The following is a 21,102-nucleotide window of genomic DNA, read 5'->3' as shown; positions in this document are numbered from 1 at the left end:
TCGTAACTTCAGTGCATTACGGGCAAGAAATTCATCAACGCAACTGCGCTTTCTTATTCCTAAGGAGAATCTATGACCCTTTACACTGACCCCCGTTCACGCCGCCTCCGCTGGAGCGGCATTCTGGCTGGCCTCGTTATGGGTGCCGTTTCGACCATGACCATGCTGGCCCTGGGCACCGTCGTTACCTAGCTGACCGGCATTACCCTGTCGGGCACCGGCATTCAGGCCCTGATCTGGGTCGGGCTTTCGGCCCTGGTGGGCGCTTACGCCGGTGGCCTGACGGCCGTACGTGCCAGCTCGCCAGCCACTTACGACGGTGACGCCGCCATCACCAGGGACGACGCGGGCCTGACCGGCCTGGTGACCGGGGGCCTGCTGGTGCTGGCCTTTACCTGGATGCTCACCAGTGGTATCGGCAGCCTGCTGGGCCTGGCCGGCAACGCTGCCGGAGGCCTGGCCAGCGCAGCGACGACCACAGGCGCTGCTGCCGGCGCCGCCGCTTCCCAGAACCCCACGGTGCAGGACTTTATCTCGGGCATCCAGCCCGAAGACATTGAGTATCTGATTGCCGACAACACCGACCTGACAGCGGAGCAGACTTCGGCGACCTCCAACGTGGTCGCCGGGGTGTTCCGCCGGGCCACCAATGACCTGGGCAGTGTCAACCTGACCAATATCGGTGACGTGACCAGAAGCCGCGCCGAGTACGTGCAGAACGAGCTGAGTGGCCCCGAAATCATCACCCGCCTGGAACGTCAGGGCCTGACCCCCGCCCAGGCACAGGACGTGCAGACCGAAGTCAGCCAGGAAGTGGACCGCTTGCAGCAGCGGGCGACGGAAGCCGCGCAGGCCGCCGAAGAGACGGCACGCAAAACCGCCACCTACGCTGGCCTGGGCTGGCTGATCCCCGCCGGCCTGATTCTGCTCGCCAGCCGGATGGGCGCAGCCAATGCCGCCGGCGGAGTTCGTCCGGTCCGCCACGTGAACAGCAGCGTGAGCACTGGGGGCAGCACCCCTCCCCGCGACCGCCAGCCGTAAGCTGAGCACGTCGGCTGATCCCTCACGCCGTCTCATACCACCGACCTGCCGGGCAACACCGGGCAGGTCGGTTTCCAGTTGGAATCAGAACTGGTCTATCGCCCTTCCTATCGCCCTGTACCACTGACGCCGCCAGCTTGCCTTAAGAGGCGGCCGGCGGCGTCAGTGGTGGTCGGGCGCAAGGCGGCGGTGCCCTGCCAAAGTCCCAGTTACTTGATGTTCAGTTCCCAGCGCACATGGGTGGCAATCTTCATGATATGGGCGGCCACCCCGGTCAGGGCCAGGCGGTAGTCGCCGGGCAGGTTGATCGCGCCGACGGCCATCAGGCCGCCCAGGCTGACGAACTCGCCCTGGCTGTAAGGCTCGTAAGGCTCCAGTGCCTCGCCGCGGGCCAGGCGCATCAGGTTGGCGGCGGTATGGCGCCCTTCCTGACCGGCATGCTGGGCGGTAGAGGGCACAGGGGCGCCGTCGCTGGCGTTGGCTGCGGCCATATCACCAATCACGAACACGTCCGGGTAGTTCTGGGCCTGCAGGGTCTGGTCCACCTTGATGCGGTTGCCGGGGCCACCCACAATCTGTTCGCCGCGCAGCAGGTTACGGGCGCGGATGCCGCCGGTCCAGACGATTTTGCCGCCCTCAATCTGACGGCGCGCGCCGGCCTGATTCTCTACAGTCACGCTGCCGGAGGCCGCTTCCACAATCTTGTGGCTGGTCAGAATCTCGATGCCGTAATCCTTGAGCACGCCAATGGCACGTTCACGCAGCTTCTCGTCCACGGTGGGCAGCACGGTAGGGCCGGCTTCGACCAGGTACAGCTTCAGGCCGGGCAGGCCGGTCTTGAAGCTCAGTTCTTCCGAGCGCTGGGCCAGTTCGGTAATCAGCTCGGTGCCGGTCAGGCCCGCACCACCAATAATCACGTCACGGCTGCCCGTGTAGCCAGGCTCAAAGGCCTTGTTGACCCAGTCGTAGATCTTCTCGGCGTCCTCGATTTCCTTGAGCACGTCGGCGTTCTCCTGCAGGCCCTTGATGCCGTAGAAGTTGGTTTCGGAACCCATAGACACCACCAGCTTGTCGTAGTCCAGCACGCGGCCGTCCTTGAGGTGCACGGCGCGGGCGTCCAGGTCCACATGGTCCACGCTGGCCTGCTCGTACTCCACGCCGGTGCCCTGCAGCAGCGGCTGAATGGGCGTGGTCACGGTCTTGCCGTGCCCGGCCGCCTCGTGCAGCAGGGTGTAGTAGGTGTGGTAGGGCCGCTGGTCGATCAGCAACACGTCCAGGTTCTCGGTGGGTTTCAGGGCGGTGGCCGTCGCCATACCGCCGTAACCGGCGCCCAGGATAATGGTCTTCATGATGTTTCCTCCAGAAGTGCGGTGGGGGGACAGGTGGTGAATCTATTCACGAGGCAGAGTAAGAGGCCGGGAACAGAAATCTACTCGGGCTGTGGCCCTTGGCCAATTGCAGCAGTGTAGGCGCCCACGCCAGCCAGTGCAACCTGCCACACCGCTCTCCGGAGCAGCGCCACAACGCCCACCATCTTACCGCAGCGGCGGGCCTCAGCGGAGCCGCGTACGCCAACCCCAGCTCGGGTGTCTGCCCCGGTGTGACAGGCAGCGGAGGCCAGTGGGGGCTCTGCTCTCCGCCAGGCACCAGCTCTTCCCTGTGTACAAAGTCTTCCCTGTGCACAGGTCCCCCGCACGGCCTAGCTTCAGTACTGGCGGCCGAACAGCAAGCGCTTGCCGTAGGCCGCTGGCTTGCCGGTATGCACGCACACGCCCTCTTCGCGCTCTCCGAAAAACTCGGTGTCGTCGAAGGGCACGTTGCGGGCAGTGGCCTTGGTGTCTTCCTTGATTTGGCGCTCGGATTCGGGGTCGCCGCAGTGGAAGGCACGCACCCATTTGCCCGCTTCAATGGCGGCTTTGAACTCGTCGTAGGTGTCCACGGTCACGGTGTTCTCTAGCATGAAGTTCTTGGCCCGCTCGTACAGGTAGCGCTGAATACCGTCCAGGCGAGCGTCCATGCTGCTCACAGCGTCCACGCGGCCTAGGGTTTCCTTGTCCTCGCTCGTGCGGTTCTTGACCACCAGCTGCCCGGCTTCCAGGTCGCGGGGGCCCAGCTCAATGCGGACCGGCACACCTTTAAGCTCCCAGTCGTTGTACTTGAAGCCGTTGGTGAGCCCCTCGCGGTCGTCCACCTTGACACGGATGCCCTCGCGCTCCAGCTCGGCGGCCAGCGTGCGGGCTTCTTCTACCATGCGGGCAAAGTCCTCCTTGCGGCCTACCGGCACAATCACCACCTGAATGGGCGCGATATTGGGCGGCAGCATCAGCCCGAAGTCGTCGCCGTGGGTCATGATCAGCGCACCGATGATGCGGCTGCTCAGGCCCCAGGACGTGGTGTAGGCGAACTCTTCACGCTGCTCGGCAGTCTGGAACTTGACCTCGAAGGCGCGGCTGAAGTTCTGGCCCAGGTAGTGACTGGTGCCCGACTGCAGCGCCTTGCCGTCGCGCATCATGCCCTCGATGGAATAGGTGTTCTCGGCCCCGGCAAAGCGCTCGGAAGCGGTTTTCTCGCCGCGCACCACCGGCAGGGCCAGCACGTCGCGGCAGAACGAGTGGTACTCGTCCAGCTGCTGGCGCACTTCGGCTCGGGCCTCGGCTTCGGAAGCATGGGCGGTGTGGCCTTCTTGCCAGAAGAACTCGCTGGTACGCAGGAAAGGTTTGGTGCGCAGCTCGGCTCGGAACACGCTGCCCCACTGGTTGTGCAGGAAAGGCAAGTCACGGTAGGAGTTGAGCCAGCCGGACCACATGTGCCCGATGATGGTCTCGGAAGTGGGGCGCATCACGTAGGGCTCGGCCAGCTCCTCGGTGCCGATTTTGCTCACGGTGAACAGCTCGGGCGCAAAGCCTTCAACGTGGTCGGCCTCTTTCATGATGAAACCCATCGGAATCAGCGTGGGAAACAGCAGATTCTGGTGCCCGGTGGCCTTGAAGCGGTCGTCCAGGCCGCGCTGAATACGTTCCCACAGCGCCGTGCCGTAAGGCTTGACCACCATTGCGCCTGCCACCGGAGAGTGGTCAGCCAAGTCGGCTTTGCGCACCACTTCGTTGTACCAGTCGTTGAAGTCCTCGCTCTGAGGGGTGACGCCATACTGTTTGGCCTTGTGGTCCTGCTTGCCCTGGGTCTTTTGCTGGCTCTGCTTGCCTTCAGTCATGCCGCCCATCATAGCGGGCAAGCTCTGCGCGCCGGCCCGGGCCAATGTGCTTAGCTTTACAACCCCCCAGACCCGTGCTACCATTCTTTCCGCTGGCCTGAGCAGAGGCCATCCGCACATCTGGCGCTGTAGCCAAGTGGTAAGGCAGAGCTCTGCAAAAGCTCCACCACCGGTTCGAGTCCGGTCAGCGCCTCCAATTTTTACCCTGTCTGAAAGCCAGATATAGTTCCGTAGCTCAGGGGTAGAGCACTACCTTGACACGGTAGGGGTCAGCGGTTCAAATCCGCTCGGAACTACCACTACAGAAGCCCGCCGCAAGGCGGGTTTTTCTTTGTCCTGCTGGTCTGCACGCTTGCTGCTACCACCAGCTGTCTGCTGTGGCCCTGCTCTAAACGGCAGTCTGCAGCCTCCAAACATTCCAGACCGCTTCCAAAGCAGCTGCGCTAGACTCACCCCCTGGACACGCAGTCCACGCCCTTTGTTCTCTGTTCTGAAAGGTTCCCTCCCGTGACGACGCCTGAGTCCGCTTCCCCCACCCTGCCTCCCTTTACCCGGGCACGGGCCCTGATTTCGGCCCGTGCCCTGCGCGGCAACCTGAAGTTCCTAAGCGGGAAAGCCGGGGTGCCGCTGCTGTGGCCAATGAAAGCGAACGCCTACGGACACGGCGTGGAAGCGGTGGCCCCGGTAGCGGCCGAGTCGGAGGCGGTGTGGGGTATGGCCGTGGCGACTCCGGCCGAGGCGCTGGAACTGAGCAGCGTGCTGCACGGACTGAACTGTCCCAAGCCGGTGGTGCTGTTTGGGGCCTCCTTCCCGGACGAGTGGCCGGCACTGGTAGCGGCAGGTGTCCAACTGACGGTAAGCACGTACGCCGAGGCGGCGGCCCTGCCCTCCGGCGCACGTGCCCACCTGAAGGTGAACACCGGCATGAACCGGCTGGGGGCTTCTCCGGCCGAAGCGGTGGCCGTGGGCCGGCGCTTGCAGGAGCGCGGGCAGCTGGCCGGGGTATTTTCACACTTCAGCGAGGCGGAGGAGGCGGACCAGACCCTGTCCCGGCAGCAGTTCCGGACCTTTCAGGAGGTGGCGCGGCACTTTCCGGAGGCCCTGCACCACATGGGCAATTCTTCAGCGGTCCTGAATCTGGGGCCGCTGCCGGGAATGGACCTGGCCCGCCCCGGCCTAAGCAGTTACGGCGTGATGCCCTCGCCCGGAACGCCAGAGCTGACTCCAGCCATGACCTTGCAGGCCCGCATTACCTATCTGCACACGGCCGCTGCCGGTGAACGCGTGAGCTACAACGGCCTGACCACCTTGCAGCGCGACACCCTGATTGCCACACTGCCCATCGGCTACGCCGACGGTTATCCCCGCCGCGCCACCGGGCAGGCCGAAGTGCTGCTGGCCGGTGAGCGCCGCCCAGTGCTGGGGCGGGTGTGTATGGACCAGCTGATGGTAGACGCCACCGGACTGGATGTGAGCACCGGCGACTGGGTCACGCTGTGGGGCCAAGACGCAGGCGGACGCGAACTGCATGTGTCGGAAGTGGCGCAGTGGAGCGAGATGGCCGAATACGAGATTTTGACCCGCCTGAGCGTACGCGTGGAGCGCGTCGCTGTACCTTGAAGCCCCAACCGGCTGAAGCGGCATAGTGACAGCCATGACCGAGCGCTTCGCTGCCCCGCCGCTGGCCTCTCCCCTACGCTGGACTTCCGGCGACCCCGCCGCTGCCGCCCTGGTGCTCCAGGCCACCGCCCGCAGTGTTCTGGAGCGCGGCCACCCGGAACTGTGGCCCCACGAAACCCTGACCGTAGCCGCGCTGGCACAGGATTACCCCGCCGAAGGCTGGCACATTGCCTGGCAGGGGGAGCAACCGGTGGGCTGCTTCGTGCTAATGGACCCCGACCCGGTGTTCTGGGCCGAGAAACCAGCAGGCGAAGCGCTGTACCTGCACAAGCTGGCGGTGCATCCGCTGGCGCAGGGGCAGGAGCTGAACCGCGCCCTGCTGGCCCGCGCCGAGCAGCTGACCCGGGAGGCCGACCGGCGCTGGCTGCGGCTGGATACCGACGTGACCCGGCCCAAGTTGCAGGCCATCTACACCGGGTTCGGCTTTACGGCCGTGGACCGCCAGCAGGTCATGGGCTTTGAGGTATTCCGCTACCAGAAAGAAGTTTGAGGTTTGCAGAATCAGTCGGGGTAAAAACGACATTGGCAGGCCCGTGCAGCAGGCAGTGTCTGCTCGACCTCAGCGGAAGCTGAAGCGGTTGCCCCAGGGGTCAGTTAGGGTCAGGGCGTCTCCTCTGTCCTCTACCTCGTGTCTAACGCTTCAGTGCGTCCACCACATGCTCAAGCCTCAGCGCATCACTGTAAAAGTGCCGGGCCTGCGCCACGCTGCACTCGTCCAGCGACAACCCCGACGGGCTCAGCACGACAGCCGCTACCACGGGTAGGATATCCACTTTGACTTGGCCACCCGTGCGCCAAGAGCAAATGCTCACTCTGCGAAATGGCCTGCACCCCCAAACCAAGCAAGGCGCGGTAGAAGTCACTTACAGTGGAAAAATCACCGACCAGCAAAGGCACTTTGCCGAACTGGCGGAAAGTGTCAATATCCACATTTCTACTACATGGACTGCTTTTCGAAATAAAGCATGCCCAATCCTCTGCACCTCGCTTTTTCCAGCTGGCGGGAACATACAGCCAACCGAAAGCCAGCCAGGCACACCTCATCCACCCGGACCAAACACCACCTACCACACTTTCTTAAACCCTCAATAAACTTGACATGACCAGACTCAAGCTTCAGAATGGAAGCCAGATTGAACCACGTCTTTCCTCATACCCTGGAGGTGTCTGAACCTTGAATCCTGAACGCTTTACCGAAAGCTCGACCCAGGCCATTGCCGCCGCGCAGCAGCTCGCGCAGCAAAATGGGCAGCAGACGCTCACGCCCGCGCACCTGATGCGGACCCTGCTCGACAACGACACGGCGGCCCGCGCCCTGACGCTGGCAGGGGCCGACCTGCCTGCGCTGCGGGCCAGCCTGGACACGCAGCTGGGCAAACTGCCCCGTGTGCAGGGCGGCACGGGCCAACTGTATATGGACAATGCGCTTCAGCGTGCCTTTCAGAAGGCCGATACGCTGGCCGAACAGCTGGGCGATTCCTTTGTGGCCGCCGACGTGCTGCTGCTGGCAGTGCGCGGTGAGATGAATGACCGCCACCTGCCCGGCGAGGCGGACCTGAACCGCGCCGTCAACGAACAAAGAAAGGGGAAAATCGTGACCGACAAATCCAGTGAGGCGCAGTTTGACGCGCTCAACAAATACGGCACCGACCTGACCGCACGGGCCAGGGACGGCAAATTCGACCCCGTGATTGGCCGCGACGAGGAAATCCGCCGCGCCATGCAGATTCTGCTGCGCCGCACCAAGAACAACCCGGTTCTGATTGGCGAACCCGGCGTGGGCAAGACCGCCATTGCCGAGGGCCTCGCCATGCGGATCGTGAGCGGCGACGTGCCCGACGGCCTCAAGGACAAGCGCATCGTGAGCCTGGAAATGGGCAGCCTGCTGGCTGGGGCCAAGTTCCGGGGCGAGTTCGAGGAACGGCTCAAGGGCGTGATCGACGAAGTGGTGCAGTCCGCGGGCGAAATCATCCTGTTTGTGGACGAAATCCACACCATCGTGGGCGCAGGCAAGACCGAGGGCAGCCCCGACGCGGGCAACATGCTCAAGCCTGCGCTGGCACGCGGCGAGCTGCACCTCATCGGCGCAACCACCCTGGACGAGTACCGCGAAATCGAGAAAGACCCCGCGCTGGAGCGCCGCTTTCAGCCTGTATTTGTAGATGAACCAAGCGTAGAAGACACCATCTCCATCCTGCGCGGCATCAAGGAGCGCTATCAGGTTCATCACAACGTGGAAATCACCGACCCCGCGCTGGTGGCCGCCGCGCAGCTTTCCAATCGCTACATCACCGACCGCCAACTGCCCGACAAGGCGATTGACCTGATTGACGAGTCCGCCGCCCGTCTGCGGATGGCGCTGGAATCCAGCCCTGAGCGGATTGACCAGCTGCAGCGCCGCAAGCTGCAACTGGAAATTGAGCGTGAGGCCCTCAAGAAAGAGAAAGACCAGGACAGCGTGGCTCGCCTGAGCGACATTGAAGGCCAACTGAAGACCCTGACCGACGAGCTGACCGAAACCCGCTCCCGCTGGGAAGCCGAGCGCGGCGAAGTGGGCAAATTGCGCGAGAAGCGCGAGGCGCTGGACGCCGTCCGCACCGATATCGAGCGGGCCAGGCGCGACTACGACCTGCAAAAAGCCGCCGAGCTGGAATACGGTGAACTGCCCAAGCTGGAAAAAGAAGTGCAGGCGCTGGAGCAGCAGCTCAAGGGCGCAGAGTTTGCCCACACCGAAGTCACCGAAGAGGACATCGCCTCGGTGGTGAGCCGCTGGACCGGCATTCCCGTCAGTAAGCTGATGGAGGGCGAGCGCGAGAAGCTGCTGCACCTGGAAGACCAACTGCACCGCCGCGTGATTGGCCAGGAGCGGGCCATCGCCTCGGTGGCCGACACCATCCGCCGCGCCCGCGCGGGCCTGAACGACCCCAACCGCCCGCTGGGCAGCTTCATGTTCCTCGGCCCGACAGGGGTGGGCAAGACCGAGCTGGCAAAAGCGCTGGCCGAGTTCCTCTTCGACAGCAGCGACGCGATGGTGCGGATTGACATGTCCGAGTACATGGAAAAACACACCGTGGCCCGCCTCATCGGTGCCCCTCCCGGATACGTGGGCTACGAGGAAGGTGGTCAGCTCACCGAGGCCGTGCGCCGCCGCCCCTACAGCGTGATCCTGCTGGACGAAATCGAAAAAGCCCACCCTGACGTGTTCAACGTGCTGCTGCAAGTGCTGGACGATGGCCGCCTGACCGACGGACAGGGCCGCACAGTGGACTTCCGCAACACCCTGATTATCCTGACCAGCAACATTGGCAGCCCGCTGATTCTGGAAATGCAGGCGCAGGGCCAGCAGCCGGACGACATCCGTAACGCCGTGCTGGAAGAACTGCGCGGGCACTTCCGCCCCGAGTTCCTGAACCGGGTAGACGACATCATCGTGTTCGATGCCCTCACCGCCGAGAACCTGCGGCAGATTGTGGATATCCAGCTGGGTGGCCTGCGTAAGCGCCTGGCCGAGCGCCGCGTGACCCTCAACCTTACCGACGCCGCCAAGGACCGCCTGGCCGCCGTGGGCTACGACCCCGCCTTCGGAGCGCGTCCGCTCAAGCGGGCCATCAGCCGCGAGATTGAAACCCCGCTGGCCCGCCGCATCCTGGCTGGCGATGTGCCCGACAACTCGGTACTGAACGTGGGGTATGAAAATGGGGAGTTTAACTTTGAAGCGGGCGCACTGAACTGAGGGCCACATGGAAAGAAGCTGGAGCCGATGCTCCGGCTTTTTTTATTGGGGCCAACGAAGACGGAGCGTCGGGTCTAGTGGAAGTTGACCCGTGCTTTGCCCCTGTTCATCAAGTAGGACGAGGTGTGATGGCCCGCCTGCACCATTCCAGCCCCACAGCCGGGCAGGCTGCCAGATACCACTGTGCCAGACCTCAAGGTGCTGCCCCTGAGTGAGCCTGTCTCCAAACAGAAAAAATGTTTGATGGGGAGCTTGCCCCTGAACACTGAACTTGCCTTCTCTGGGCGCACGCGAACGTTGGGGCCTCCCCGCCAGCAGCCTCTGTGCGGCGGTCGGTGGGCGAATCCTATTCAGGAAGGCTGGAACCTCCGCCAGCGCTACGGGCCGCTCACCCGGCAACCCGTCAGGAGGGCTGGGGAAAAATCTGACCCCTGCTTCCGCCAACGCCTCAACTTTGCGCCACTGCCCTGTATCTTTTTGCGGCGGCGCTTTGAAGTCGGTTCCCATATTGGTCATGGGCCAGCGGCACTGCGGGCAAAGGCGTTCACCTGACCCAAACGGCTGCTTGAAAGCTTTGCAGCAGTGGAAACAAGCGTAATGCTGCAAGCGCCCAGTCACCACATAAAATTCAGCGCGGTCTGTCCAGTAGGTGCGCGGCTTGCGGGGCATGAAGCGAGTTTAGAGCTTTGAACTCGCTTCCCCCAGGACCTCTACAAAACCCACCGGGTCTGCGGGCGTGAGGTAGTGCAGTGTCCCCTTCCGCCGCAGCAGTACACCGCCGCGTGTGGTGGACGCCAGCGCCTGCACTGCCTTCGCCTCTGGCCCCCGCCAGCCGTAGGTGCCCGTGTAATAGCCGGGCACGCCTACGCCGCCCAGTTTCAGGCCCAGTTCGCCGCCCACCGACACGACCTCCAGCGAGGCATACGGCCAGACCTGCGTGCCCGAAAAGCGGCTGACCCGCAAGCCCTCCGGCGTGAAGGCGTAGCCCAGACGGCGCGGCAAGCTGGCAAAAAAGACCAGCAATGCCAGCCCGCTCAGGCTGAGCAGAGCGGCTGGCAGCGGGGGCAAGGGCTTATCGCCACCCGGCAGCCAGGGAAGCGCCAGCATGAGCGCAGCACTCAGGCCCAACACTGCCCACAGCAGCGGGGCGTGGTCGCGGGCCAGCGGCACAGGTTGCTGATTTGGAGGGTGACGGTCTAAGGGTTGAGAAGCCAGTTCACTCATCCACGCGCCACCACTGTTTGCGCGCCTGTCACCCGCTCCCCTACCCGCACCGCCGGGCGGAACTGCGCCCCAAACGTCAACAAGACTGGGCCACCGCGCTCCAAGAAGGCCAGCTTGTTGCCCCGGCGTACCAGGTCGCCCGCTGCGAAATAAGTGCGGGCTTCCAGCTTGCCGCTCGGTGCTGCCAGGCAGACGCCCAGGCCATCCCCAAAAGCCATCAGCAGCCCGTCTGCCGGGCGGCCCGGCCCGTCTCCCTGCACCGGCTGGCGGGTCAGCGCCTGCACTTCCCCGTCCTGCGGCGCATAGACATAGCGCACGCTGAGCGGGTCCAGGGCCACACCCAGCCGCCAACCGTCCTCGGTGCGGCGCACGAACATTACTTTGCCGTCAGCAGGGGCAACCAAACCAGTGGCTTCAGCGCCCTCAGGAGGCAGGCGCACCGGGTCGCGGTAACGGTAACTGCGCTGATAGTAGGCTCCGGCCAGCGCCGCAGCGCCCAGCCCGGCCAGCAGATTGCGGGTCCTCATGGGGCAAGTATAGAGAGGCTGCAAAACAAAAAAGGGAGAGCGGCGCCAGGCAGCCCGGCGTCCTCTCTCCCGGTCCAGGCACCTGCTCAGCGGGTCAGAATGGTCACGCTGTTCAGCACGTCGGCCTGAGCGCCGGGGATAGGCTGCTCGCCGTAGGCCCCGCTGGCCGAAGTCTTGGTCAGGGCCTGCAGCACATCCATTCCGCTGACCACGCGGCCAAATACCGTGTATTGCCCGTTCAGGAAGCTGGCCGGGGCGAGCGTAATGAAGAACTGGCTGCCCTGCGAATCGGGCGAGGCGCTGCGGGCCATGCCCAGCACGCCGGCTTCGTTGAAGTTCAGGCCGTTGTTCACTTCGTAAGCGAACTGGTAGCCGGGGCCGCCGGTGCCCCAGTCAGCCTGACGGGCACTGTCGGTGCTCAGGGGATCGCCGCCCTGGGCCATAAAGCCGTCAATCACGCGGTGAAAGCGGGTGCCCGCGTAGAAATGATTGCGCGCCAGGAAGATGAAGTTGTTCACGGCCTGCGGAGCCTTGTCGGGGTACAGCTCCAGGGTAATCAGGCCGCGGGAGGTGTTCAGCACGGCGCGGTACTGCTTGCCGGGCTCGGTCACCTGCTCGGCGCGGGTGAATACCGTCGTGCGCTGGGGGGTCAGGTAGGGCAGCGCCTGCCAGCCGGCATCTTTCTGCGCCGCTTCGGCAGTGGACATCACGGCCGAGGTGGGCACCTGATAGCGGGCCTGGGTGGTACCGTCGCGCTGCTCCATAGCTTTCATGCCCCCCTGCTGCATGGGAGCGCAGGAAGCAAGCAGCGCCGCGGGGATGATCCAGATCAGTTGTTTCATGGGCCCATTTTAGGGTGCCGGTCTGACATGTTCCCTACCTGACGCACTCTTTTGCTGACAGCAGCCTCCAACCGGGTAGGCAGAGCTATTCCAGCGGCAGCGCGGTGGTCTGCTTCTCCTGCTTGACCACCAGGATGGAGTCGGTGTGCTGCACCAGCGGATTGGCCGCCAGCACGTCCACCAGAAAGCGCTGATACTCCATCAGGTCACGGGTCGCCACTTTCAGGAAATAGTCGGTGCCGCCCAGGCACAGGTAGCACTCCAGCACCTCGGGACGGCGGCGCATCTGTTCCCCGAAGGTCTCGAAGCCCGCTTTGGTCTGCCCCGACAGCGTGACCCGCACCATGACCAGAAAGCTGCGGCCAATCATTTCCGGGTCAAGCAGGGCCACGTAACGCCGAATCAGTCCAGCTTCCTCCAGCCGGCGCACCCGCCGCAGCGTAGGGGCCGGGGTCAGGCCCACCTCGTCGGCCAGCTCGGTGTTGGCGATGCGGCCATCCCGCTGCAGGATGTTCAGCAGGCGAATATCGGTGTCGTCCAGTTCTATCTGCGCCATCAACCCGCACAGTTTAGCAATTCCGAGCAGCTTTATTGCGCATAGGCCAGCCGGATGGGCCACCAGGCGCAATCCCCTACAGCCGGCACAAGGCTAAGATTGCGGCATCACTTCATTACTCGGGCATGGGCGCAGCCAGACGGACAGGGTTTCTTTCCCGGCGCGCCCGTGCCGGACAGACCAGTGCAGGGCCGCCCCAAAGGCCCGGAGAGGACACACTATGCATATCGGTATTCCCAAAGAAATCAAGGTCAAGGAAAACCGCGTCGCCATGACCCCCGGCGGCGTGGAGTCGCTGGTGCGGCGCGGGCACCGCGTGACGGTGGAAGCCGGCGCAGGGGTTGGCAGCAGCTTCAGCGACGAGGCCTACCGCCAGGCAGGAGCCGAGCTAGGCAGCGCCGCCGACGCCTGGGCCGCCGAGATGGTCGTGAAAGTCAAGGAGCCGGTCGAGAGCGAATACGGCTACCTGCGCAGCGACCTGCTGCTGTTCACCTACCTGCACCTGGCCGCCGACCGCCCCCTGACTGACGCGCTGCTGGCCGCCGGCACCACAGCTGTGGCCTACGAAACCGTGCAGCACAGTGACGGCAGCCTGCCACTGCTGATGCCGATGAGCGAAGTGGCCGGCCGCCTGAGTGTGCAGGCCGGGGCCTACCACCTGCAAAAGCCGGTGGGCGGGCGCGGCGTGCTGCTGGGCGGCGTGCCCGGCGTAAAGCCAGGTAACGTGACCATCGTGGGCGGTGGCGTGGTGGGCACCAACGCGGCCAAGATGGCGATGGGCCTGGGCGCTCACGTGACCATTCTGGACGTGTCGCAGCGCCGCCTGGCTTACCTGGACGACGTGTTCTTCGGGCGCATCACCACCATGATGAGCAGCGAAGCGAACCTCCGCGAACTGCTGCCGCAGACCGACCTCCTGATTGGCGCGGTGCTGATTCCAGGCGCCAAGGCCCCGCACCTCGTCACCCGTGACATGCTGGCCCTGATGCCCGAAGGTGCCGTGATTGTGGACGTGGCCGTGGACCAGGGCGGCTGCGTGGAAACCATTCACGCCACCACCCACGACGACCCCACCTACGTGGTGGACGGTATCATCCACTACGGTGTGGCCAACATGCCCGGCGCAGTGCCGCGCACCTCTACCCTGGCGCTGACCAACCAGACCATGCCCTACGTGTTCAGCCTGGCCGAACACGGTGTGCAGCCCCTGGAGCGCAACGCCTCGCTGCTGCTGGGCCTGAACACCCACGCCGGCCAGCTGACCAACCAGCCGGTGGCCGAAGCCTTCGGGATGAACTGGAGCGAGCCGAGCAGCGTGCTGGGCGCGTAAGGCGGCAAAGCTTAAGGACCGGGAGCCACTCCATCGGGCGGCTCCCGGTCCTTTGTTTCTGCGGTGCGTAAGAAGCGTCTCAGCTCCCTCCATGCCGCGCAGCACATATTTTCCCACCAAGCTTGTTGGCTGGGCTTCTCGCTTCATGTACAGCGAGAACCCCGCACACCCTATCAGTCCATCGCGGACGCGAGGTTCACTTCGGGCTGGTGAACGTCGGCGCCGATGCTGCGCAGGCGAGCGGCCAGGTTTTCGTAGCCACGGTTGAGGTATTTCACGCCGTCAATCACGGTTTCGCCGTCGGCGGTCAGTGCCGCGATGAACAGCGAGGCGCCGGCGCGCAGGTCGGCGGCCTTGACGGGAGCGCCGCGCAGGCGAGCGCCACGGATAATCTGGGTGTAGCCGCTCACCTTGATGTCGGCGCCCATGCGCTGCAGCTCGGCCACGTGGGTCAGGCGGTCCTTGTACACCGGGTCCTGCACGATGCTGGTGCCGTCCACAGTGGCCAGCAGGGCGCTCATCTGAGGCTGCAGGTCGGTGGGGAAGCCAGGGTAGCTCTGGGTGGTCACGTCCACCGGGCGCAGAATGCCGCGGGTGGCGTCCACCACCAGCGAGTCAGCGCCCTCGGTGATCTGTACGCCCATTTCTTCCAGTTTGCTGCTCAGCGAGCGCACGTGGTCGGGGCGCAGGTCGGTCAGGGTCAGGCGGCTGCGGGTGGCGGCTGCCGCTAGCATAAAGGTGCCGGCCTCGATACGGTCGGGAATCACGCGGTATTCGCCGCCGCGCAGGGCCTTGACGCCGTAGATGTCCAGCGTGTTGGTGCCCGCGCCACGAATGTCGGCTCCCAGCGAGTTCAGGAAGCCGATCAGGTCCACCACGTCGGTGTCGATGGACGCATTCTCCAGGGTCACGTGCGTGCCCTCGCCCAGCACCGAGGCCAGGATGGCGTTATGCGTGCCGCCCACCGTCAGCATCTCAAAAACAAAGCGGCCACCGAAATTCGCACCCCGGCTGGCCTGGAAGTTTCCTCCGTCCTCGGTCACGTCAATCCCAATGGCGCGGAAGGCCTTGACGTGCTGGTCCACCGGGCGGAATCCGAACGCGCAGCCACCGGGCATGCTCACGGTGGCTTCACCGGCGCGGCCCAGCAGGGCACCCATCATGATGAACGAGGCACGCATCTTGCTGACCAGTGCGTAGGGCGCGTCGGTGTGCAGCAGCTCGGGGGTGTGGATGGTCAGGCTGTTGGGCCCGGTCCAGGCGTGGCGGGCGCCCACGTGGCTGGCAAGTTCCAGAATGGTGTATACGTCGCTGAGCCGGGGAATGCCATGCAGGGTAATAGGCTCACTACTCAGGAGGCTGGCCACCAGGATGGGCAGGGCGGCATTTTTACTGGGCTGGACAGCCAACTCTCCTCCAAGGGGACGACCGCCTTGGATACGCAGTGGGGATAGATGCATGGTTGTTCCTTTCGGGTGCTGCTGGGCAGCGGGGAAGTAAAGTGAAAAGCCGACCGCTGGCCAACGGCCATGGGGGTCTGTACTGTTTTAACCCCCGTTTCCCCCAACTATGTGAGGGAAACCAATCTCAAGCCGCATAGTAGCAGCGTGAGTAGAGAGTGTCCACGAATATACCGGCCTCATTTTCCGGCCCTTACGTGCGTTAAGTCACGTTAGACCGGGTTGAAAGCCTGAAATGAACAGATAGTTTCACAGGAAAGTTTCAGGCCTTTGTCAGTCGGCAGCCTGGTTTTCCTGGCATTTGCCAGACCCTTCGGCAGACGCCAGGAAAAGCCGGTCTGGGGGTCGGCGTGCAGCCGGAGCCCTCCGGGGCAACTGGGCCGGCGCCGGAGCAGGCTCAGTCGGCGTGGCCGGGGCGCAGAGCCACCTGCACACCGCTGTTCAGGCGGGCCACTGTACCGCTGTCCAAAATCCGGCGGGCCGACAAGTAACGGGGCGACCAGTAGCGGTCGCCCTCCAACTTGTCGATGACCACGCGGCCATAGTAAGAATTGGCATTCACGAACTGGTCATCGCCCAGGTAGATGCCAACGTGGGTCACGCTGCCGCGCCCCACCGTATCGAAAAATACCAGGTCACCGCCGCGCAGTGAAGCGCGGGCCACCGGCTGGCCCACCTGCGCCTGCTGGGCACTGGTACGGGGCAGTGACAGGCCCAGCGGCTGGAAGACCCGCACCACGAAGGAACTGCAGTCCACGCCTGAAGGCGAGTTGCCGCCGTACACATAGGGCGTGTTGAGCATCGCCAGAGCGTTGCGGCGCCAGCCGGTGAGGTCGGCAGCCTCAGGTTCTGCAGCGCTGGGCGCTGAGGACGAGTGGGTGACCGAGAAAGCTGGCGCTGCCGCCAGCACTTCTGCGGGCATGGGGCGGGCCTGAGGCGCGGCCGGCACCGCCAGCCACTGCCCGATTTCGATGGTGTCGCCAGACAGGCTGTTGGCCGACTGCAGGGCTTCCACCGTGACACCGTTCGTGCGGGCCAGGCTGTAGAGCGTGTCCCCCTTCACCACCTGATGGGGCGCGATGGCCGCCACCTTCAGCACCTGCCCCACTTCGAGGTCGTGGGTGCTCAGGCCGTTCAGTTCCAGCAGCTGCGGCACGCTCAGGCCATACTCGCGGGCCAGGCTGTAGGCGGTGTCGCCGCGCTGCACGGTAATTTCATTGTACGAGAACAGGTGCCGGGGGGCCTCGGCGGCAGGCTGGACCTGTTCAAACGCGCCCTGGGCTGCAGCGCTGCCGGCCACGGGAAGGCAGCACATCAGGCCAGACAGGAGGGCAGAGGACAGACGAACACCGGAAAGGGACAATGGGTCAGCAGTTATCGGCATAGGCTCACTCTCTTTCGGGGGCAGCCCACCTCAGCGCAAGTTGCTGCCCGGGTTCAATCTTCATGGAACAATTAGACTTTGCCCACCCACGGTAACATCCATCACTTAGTTTGCCAAGGGCTATTTCTCATCTCCTGCGTCTCTCTCTCCTGTCCAGGTAGCGCCCCAGACAGGGACCCAGACAGGGACAGGGAGTCTCGCTCCGTATGATAGGGACAGGTTGACCAGGCAGCCCAACGGCAAAGCCCCGCGCCCGCCGACTGCTGCTCAGCCCCTTCCTCTCCGCCGAGCGGTCACGCGCTATGCTGTCAGCCATTCATGGAACTTTCCCTTCGCGAACGCCAAAAGGAACGGCGCCGCAGCGAGATTTACGAGGCCGCCATCGCTCTATTCAAGGAATGCGGATTCGAAAACACCACGGCCACCGAGATTGCCCGGGCCAGCGGGGTTTCGCGCGGCACTTTTTTCAACTACTACCCCTACAAGGAAGCGGTGCTGCTCGACTACGGCAGCCTGGTGGTCGAGCAGCTGCAGGCCGAGGCCGGGCGCCGACTGGATGAGGGTCAGCCGCCGCTGCAAGTGCTGTACGACATCTGGTCCCTGCTGGCCGACGAGAACACGCGGGAGCGTGACCTGTTCCCACCGCTGGCCTACGAGGTCATGAATCCCAATCCGGAGCGGGCCCAGACCGCGTACCGGGCCCTGCGCCTCAGCGGCGTGGTGGAACTGATTTTGCGGCCCCTGCACGACGCGGGTGAGCTGCGCTCGGACCTGAGCCTGGCCCGCATGAGCAACCTGATTGCCGACACCTACCTGCTGGTCGCACTGCGCTGGAGCGCCTACGGCACTGGCCGCAGCCTGCACGACGAACTGCGGCTGTCGCTGGACCTGCTGCTGACCGGGGCACTCAAACGCCAAGGGACAGGTTCCTGATTCGGTGCAGGCGCCGGTCGTGACTGCGCCCTGTTGAAGCGGCCCGCGCAGCCGGCGGCAGAGAATAAGCTCAGGGGGCGCCAGCCCGGCAGAGAGGAGGGACACGAGTGGCCAGCAAAAAGAGCAAGCTGGACAAAAGCGAAAAAGGAGCCCGCAAGGAACCGCTGGACCTGCTGGTGGGGCCGCCCAAGCACGCTTGGCCCTTCAGCCGGGGCCTGCTGATTCGGACCCTGCTGCACGCCGGTGCCAGCCGCAAGGAAGCGGCCAGCATTGCCCGGTATGTGGAGCAGTACCTGCGCGACCACGCCCTGAGCCCTATCCGCGTAGAAGACCTGCACGCCCTGCTGGTGCGGGTCACCAGGGCGCAGGGAAGCCGCTCGCTGGCGCGGAAGGTGGCGCAGCAAACGCCCTTTTTTCAGGATATTCAGGTGCGATCGGCCAGCGGCAAGATGCCGTTCTCGCGGTCGGTGCTGGCGCGGCGGCTGGACGACACCGGCCTGGACACCAAGGAAGCCTACGCGGCGGCCCGGCAGGTGGACCTGTACCTGCGCGAGCAGGGCCTGCGAGAGGTGAGCGCCGAGGAGCTGCAGGACTACGCCGCCGAGATTCTGACCCGCAACTACGGCGAGCATTTCGCGCGCACCTACCGCTTTACCCTCAGCCACCAGGGCCGGGTGGGGGTAATCAGCACCGACAGCCCCGAAGAGGTGCAGCCGATTCCGTTTAGCAAGGGCATCCTGATGCAGTCGCTGCTGGCCGCTGGAGCCGCGCCCGACGCTGCCCGCACCCTGGCCCGCGCCGTGCAGCGCGACCTGCAAGGCCAAGAAGACCGGGTGGTGACCCGTGCCCAGATTCGCCGCATGGTCCAGCGCCGGCTACGCGACGAGGCGGGCAAACATGTCAGCGCCCGCTACGGACTGCTGCGGTCCATCCGGCACCTGCCACGGCCGCTGCTGGTCCTGATTGGGGGAGTATCGGGCACCGGCAAATCGCACCTGGCGTCCGAGGTGGCCTACCGCCTGGGCATTCCCCGCATCATCAACACCGACTCGGTGCGTGAGGTCATGCGGGCGATGGTGTCGCCGCAGCTGATGCCTACGCTGCACACCAGTACCTTTCAGGCCTGGAAGCACCTGCTGCCTCCCGGCGAGGAGCGCCCCGACCACCCCGACCGGCTGGCACTGGAAATCGGGTTCCGGGAGCAGGCGCGGCAGGTGTCGGTGGGACTGAATGCCATCGCCCGGCGGCTGGTCCACGAGAACGCCGACCTGGTGGCCGAGGGCGTGCATCTGGTTCCCGGATTTCTGGACGGGCAGCTGGCCGAGGCAGCCATCGTGGTGCCGGTGCTGCTGACTATCCCCGACGAGGACGAGCACCGCGCCCGCTTCGCCCGGCGTGAAAAGGAAGCGGCGGCGCGGGAAGGAAGCCGTTACTTGCAGAGCTTTCAGGAGATTCGCGGGCTACAGGAATATCTGGTCCGGGTGGCCGAGCGCCAGGGAGTCCCCATACTGGACCACCTGTCGCTGGACGAACAGGCCGAGCGGACCGTAGATATCGTGCTGGCGCAGCTGCCGGAAGCCCTGCGCGAACTGGGTGACGACCTGTATGGCGAGGGCGACGAGGAAGAAATGGGCTTTTTGGAATACGCCAGCAGCCTCTCCGGCGTGTCCGGCACTGCGGTGACCGCCCCAGGCTCGCCGCCTGAGGAAAAGGACCTGGCCAGCTCCTAGAGCATTGGACACAGAGGTGGGGCGTTGTTCCGCAAGCGGCAGCGCCTGTCCGGTCCGCCGAGAGCGGGGCACAGCGGTAGCGGTAGTGGTCATGGTGGAGCGGCAGACAGGACGCCCGCCTATCCCCTCTGCCTATCTGAAGACTTCCAGGCCCTGCTCCACCACGCTGGCGTGTGCGGCCACGGTGAGGGTGTGGTCGGCGTTGTAGCCGCCCGCCATCATGCTGACCACCGGCACCCCGGCGTCCCGCGCCCAGGTCAGCACGCGGCGGTTGCGCTCGTGCACTCCGTCCAGCGTGAGGGCGAAGCGGCCAAAGCGGTCGCCGGCCAGCACGTCCGCACCCGCCAGATACAGCAACAGGTCGGGGCGGAAGGCTTCCAGGGCAGGCAGAGCCTGGGTCCTCAGCACCGTCAGATATTCAGCGTCGGTCACGCCGTCGCCCAGGCCCAGGTCCAGGCTGCTGCGCTCCTTGCGAAAAGGGTAGTTGCGTTCGCCGTGAATGCTGAGTGTAAAAGCCCGCGGCTCGTGTTCCAGCAGCGCTGCGGTACCGTCACCCTGATGGACATCCAGGTCCAGTACGGCCACCCGCTGCGCCCAGCCCTCGTCCAGGGCCAGCCGGGTGAGAATGGCGGCGTCGTTCACCAAGCAGAACCCCCCAGCGCGGTCAGCGAAGGCGTGGTGGGTGCCGCCTGCCAGGTTGGCGCCCCAGCCCACGGCGCGGGCGTCATGCAGCGCGGCCAGGCTGCCGCCAGCGGCCCGCATGGCCCGCACCACCACCTCCTCCGACCAGGGCAGGCCGAACTCGCGTTCTTCCTTGCGCGGCACCTCGCCCCGCCGCCAGCGGCGCAGGAAGTGGGCATCGTGGACCCGGCCTGCGTCGGCCCAGCGCAGCTGCGGCGTGGTCAGAATGGGCAGCCGGCCGGTCAGCTGCTGGCGCACCCCTTCGTACTTGTACTGCGGAAAGCGGTGACCTTCGGGCAGCGGAAAGGTGAAGTCGGCCGGGCTGTAGGCGCGGAACGGGTGGGTGAACTCCGGCAGCGACGCAGCCTGCTGCATCAGAGCTTGACGAACTCCTGTAGGCCCAGCACGAACAGCACGGCTCCGCCCACCTCCACTTCCACCGGCTCGGCAGCCAGGCCCTCGCCCTGCTCCGCCAGCGGGATGGCCGGGCTCATCATGCGGCTGCGGGTGCGGCAGCTGGCCGTGATGATGTCCTTGAGTTCGTCCAGCCGGCTGCGGGTCACCCCAATCATCAGGGTGGTGTTGCCTTCGCGCAGAAAGCCGCCCGAGCTGGACAGCCGCGTGGCGTCCAGGCCAGCTACCGACAACGCCCGCATCAGCCGGGGCACGTCGGCATCCTGAATCACGGCCAGCACCAGCAGTTCGGCAGGGACGGCAGAGTAAGGCATGGCCCCATGCTAGCAGAGGCCCAGGAGCATGCTCCGGGCAGG

At 64.9% G+C, this 21,102-nt stretch carries 18 protein-coding genes and 2 tRNA genes; 9 read left to right on the top strand and 11 right to left on the bottom strand.

What is annotated here, in order from left to right; translation table 11 throughout:
• Positions 1 to 258: 258 nt before the first annotated feature.
• Entirely contained in the window at positions 259 to 1,041 is a 783-nt protein-coding gene (locus tag DEIPR_RS03760; RefSeq protein WP_013614505.1) for a hypothetical protein, read from the top strand.
• 209 nt (positions 1,042 to 1,250) lie between these two features.
• On the opposite strand, the gene DEIPR_RS03755 is transcribed toward DEIPR_RS03760, so the two are convergent.
• Positions 1,251 to 2,390, bottom strand: a complete 1,140-nt coding sequence (locus DEIPR_RS03755) for an NAD(P)/FAD-dependent oxidoreductase (protein WP_013614504.1) — start codon at positions 2,388 to 2,390, stop codon at positions 1,251 to 1,253.
• Positions 2,391 to 2,746: 356 nt separating this feature from the next.
• Entirely contained in the window at positions 2,747 to 4,252 is a 1,506-nt protein-coding gene (proS, locus tag DEIPR_RS03750; protein WP_041222412.1) for a proline--tRNA ligase, read from the bottom strand.
• Positions 4,253 to 4,374: 122 nt separating this feature from the next.
• Here proS and DEIPR_RS03745 point away from each other — a divergent pair.
• The 4 genes from DEIPR_RS03745 (at position 4,375) to DEIPR_RS03730 (ending at position 6,422) form a co-directional block, all read left to right on the top strand.
• Positions 4,375 to 4,448, top strand: a tRNA-Cys gene (locus DEIPR_RS03745).
• 28 nt (positions 4,449 to 4,476) lie between these two features.
• Positions 4,477 to 4,551, top strand: a tRNA-Val gene (locus tag DEIPR_RS03740).
• 208 nt (positions 4,552 to 4,759) lie between these two features.
• Positions 4,760 to 5,872 (top strand): alanine racemase, encoded by a 1,113-nt coding sequence (gene alr, locus DEIPR_RS03735; protein ID WP_013614502.1) that lies wholly within the window; start codon positions 4,760 to 4,762, stop codon positions 5,870 to 5,872.
• Between the two features lie 34 nt (positions 5,873 to 5,906).
• Entirely contained in the window at positions 5,907 to 6,422 is a 516-nt protein-coding gene (locus DEIPR_RS03730) for a GNAT family N-acetyltransferase (RefSeq protein WP_013614501.1), read from the top strand.
• Between the two features lie 142 nt (positions 6,423 to 6,564).
• On the opposite strand, the gene DEIPR_RS14720 is transcribed toward DEIPR_RS03730, so the two are convergent.
• Positions 6,565 to 6,690, bottom strand: coding sequence for a hypothetical protein (locus DEIPR_RS14720; protein ID WP_280985216.1), 126 nt, complete (start codon positions 6,688 to 6,690; stop codon positions 6,565 to 6,567).
• Between the two features lie 416 nt (positions 6,691 to 7,106).
• On the opposite strand from DEIPR_RS14720, the gene clpB reads away from it, so the two are divergent.
• On the top strand, positions 7,107 to 9,665 hold the full coding sequence (gene clpB, locus DEIPR_RS03725; RefSeq protein ID WP_013614500.1) for an ATP-dependent chaperone ClpB: 2,559 nt from the start codon (positions 7,107 to 7,109) through the stop codon (positions 9,663 to 9,665).
• Between the two features lie 678 nt (positions 9,666 to 10,343).
• Here the strand turns inward: clpB and DEIPR_RS03720 are convergent.
• From DEIPR_RS03720 to DEIPR_RS03705, 4 genes are all read right to left on the bottom strand, one after another.
• Positions 10,344 to 10,889, bottom strand: coding sequence for a PH domain-containing protein (locus tag DEIPR_RS03720; protein ID WP_013614498.1), 546 nt, complete (start codon positions 10,887 to 10,889; stop codon positions 10,344 to 10,346).
• Positions 10,886 to 11,416: a phosphatidylserine decarboxylase gene (locus DEIPR_RS03715; protein WP_013614497.1), complete on the bottom strand. Its 531-nt coding sequence runs from the start codon at positions 11,414 to 11,416 to the stop codon at positions 10,886 to 10,888. Before DEIPR_RS03715 ends, DEIPR_RS03720 begins: the two co-directional genes overlap by 4 nt.
• 86 nt (positions 11,417 to 11,502) lie before the next feature.
• A complete protein-coding gene (locus tag DEIPR_RS03710) occupies positions 11,503 to 12,258 on the bottom strand; it encodes a peptidylprolyl isomerase (protein WP_013614496.1) in 756 nt (251 codons plus the stop codon).
• Between the two features lie 85 nt (positions 12,259 to 12,343).
• A complete protein-coding gene (locus DEIPR_RS03705) occupies positions 12,344 to 12,814 on the bottom strand; it encodes an Lrp/AsnC family transcriptional regulator (protein WP_013614495.1) in 471 nt (156 codons plus the stop codon).
• A 220-nt stretch (positions 12,815 to 13,034) separates the two neighbouring features.
• Here DEIPR_RS03705 and ald point away from each other — a divergent pair, with 220 nt between their 5' ends.
• Positions 13,035 to 14,144: an alanine dehydrogenase gene (gene ald / locus DEIPR_RS03700; RefSeq protein ID WP_013614494.1), complete on the top strand. Its 1,110-nt coding sequence runs from the start codon at positions 13,035 to 13,037 to the stop codon at positions 14,142 to 14,144.
• A 173-nt stretch (positions 14,145 to 14,317) separates the two neighbouring features.
• Here ald and murA read toward each other — a convergent pair whose 3' ends face one another.
• Positions 14,318 to 15,604 carry a UDP-N-acetylglucosamine 1-carboxyvinyltransferase gene (gene murA, locus DEIPR_RS03695; RefSeq protein WP_013614493.1) on the bottom strand — a complete coding sequence of 429 codons (1,287 nt, stop codon included), beginning with the start codon at positions 15,602 to 15,604 and terminating at the stop codon, positions 14,318 to 14,320.
• Between the two features lie 397 nt (positions 15,605 to 16,001).
• Positions 16,002 to 16,988: a C40 family peptidase gene (locus DEIPR_RS03690; protein ID WP_245532718.1), complete on the bottom strand. Its 987-nt coding sequence runs from the start codon at positions 16,986 to 16,988 to the stop codon at positions 16,002 to 16,004.
• A gap of 318 nt (positions 16,989 to 17,306) precedes the next feature.
• On the opposite strand from DEIPR_RS03690, the gene DEIPR_RS03685 reads away from it, so the two are divergent.
• Positions 17,307 to 17,921 (top strand): TetR/AcrR family transcriptional regulator, encoded by a 615-nt coding sequence (locus DEIPR_RS03685; protein ID WP_013614491.1) that lies wholly within the window; start codon positions 17,307 to 17,309, stop codon positions 17,919 to 17,921.
• Positions 17,922 to 18,028: 107 nt separating this feature from the next.
• Complete coding sequence (locus DEIPR_RS03680) at positions 18,029 to 19,651, top strand: ATP cone domain-containing protein (protein ID WP_013614490.1); 1,623 nt, start codon at positions 18,029 to 18,031, stop codon at positions 19,649 to 19,651.
• Positions 19,652 to 19,783: 132 nt separating this feature from the next.
• Here the strand turns inward: DEIPR_RS03680 and DEIPR_RS03675 are convergent, their stop codons facing one another.
• Both DEIPR_RS03675 and DEIPR_RS03670 read right to left on the bottom strand, forming a co-directional pair.
• Entirely contained in the window at positions 19,784 to 20,707 is a 924-nt protein-coding gene (locus DEIPR_RS03675) for a histone deacetylase family protein (protein ID WP_013614489.1), read from the bottom strand.
• The gene (locus tag DEIPR_RS03670; protein WP_013614488.1) at positions 20,707 to 21,060 is read right to left on the bottom strand and encodes a cyclic-di-AMP receptor; all 354 of its coding nucleotides are present in this window, start codon (positions 21,058 to 21,060) and stop codon (positions 20,707 to 20,709) included. The genes DEIPR_RS03675 and DEIPR_RS03670 overlap by 1 nt, the downstream gene beginning before the upstream one ends.
• Positions 21,061 to 21,102: the final 42 nt, after the last annotated feature.

This window comes from Deinococcus proteolyticus MRP, from assembly GCF_000190555.1.
Classification (GTDB): domain Bacteria; phylum Deinococcota; class Deinococci; order Deinococcales; family Deinococcaceae; genus Deinococcus; species Deinococcus proteolyticus.
This window is presented reverse-complemented; position numbering and strand designations above follow the sequence as displayed.

What these genes read in the sequence shown, in the direction of transcription:
- DEIPR_RS03685 (WP_013614491.1), top strand. Translation starts at nt 17,307, where the DNA reads ATGGAACTTTCCCTTCGCGAACGCCAAAAGGAACGGCGCCGCAGCGAG.
- DEIPR_RS03755 (WP_013614504.1), bottom strand. Translation starts at nt 2,390, where the DNA reads ATGAAGACCATTATCCTGGGCGCCGGTTACGGCGGTATGGCGACGGCC.
- murA (WP_013614493.1), bottom strand. Translation starts at nt 15,604, where the DNA reads ATGCATCTATCCCCACTGCGTATCCAAGGCGGTCGTCCCCTTGGAGGA.
- DEIPR_RS03720 (WP_013614498.1), bottom strand. Translation starts at nt 10,889, where the DNA reads ATGAGTGAACTGGCTTCTCAACCCTTAGACCGTCACCCTCCAAATCAG.
- DEIPR_RS03705 (WP_013614495.1), bottom strand. Translation starts at nt 12,814, where the DNA reads ATGGCGCAGATAGAACTGGACGACACCGATATTCGCCTGCTGAACATC.
- DEIPR_RS03730 (WP_013614501.1), top strand. Translation starts at nt 5,907, where the DNA reads ATGACCGAGCGCTTCGCTGCCCCGCCGCTGGCCTCTCCCCTACGCTGG.
- DEIPR_RS03710 (WP_013614496.1), bottom strand. Translation starts at nt 12,258, where the DNA reads ATGAAACAACTGATCTGGATCATCCCCGCGGCGCTGCTTGCTTCCTGC.
- DEIPR_RS03690 (WP_245532718.1), bottom strand. Translation starts at nt 16,988, where the DNA reads ATGCCGATAACTGCTGACCCATTGTCCCTTTCCGGTGTTCGTCTGTCC.
- DEIPR_RS03670 (WP_013614488.1), bottom strand. Translation starts at nt 21,060, where the DNA reads ATGCCTTACTCTGCCGTCCCTGCCGAACTGCTGGTGCTGGCCGTGATT.
- DEIPR_RS03715 (WP_013614497.1), bottom strand. Translation starts at nt 11,416, where the DNA reads ATGAGGACCCGCAATCTGCTGGCCGGGCTGGGCGCTGCGGCGCTGGCC.
- DEIPR_RS03675 (WP_013614489.1), bottom strand. Translation starts at nt 20,707, where the DNA reads ATGCAGCAGGCTGCGTCGCTGCCGGAGTTCACCCACCCGTTCCGCGCC.
- ald (WP_013614494.1), top strand. Translation starts at nt 13,035, where the DNA reads ATGCATATCGGTATTCCCAAAGAAATCAAGGTCAAGGAAAACCGCGTC.
- proS (WP_041222412.1), bottom strand. Translation starts at nt 4,252, where the DNA reads ATGACTGAAGGCAAGCAGAGCCAGCAAAAGACCCAGGGCAAGCAGGAC.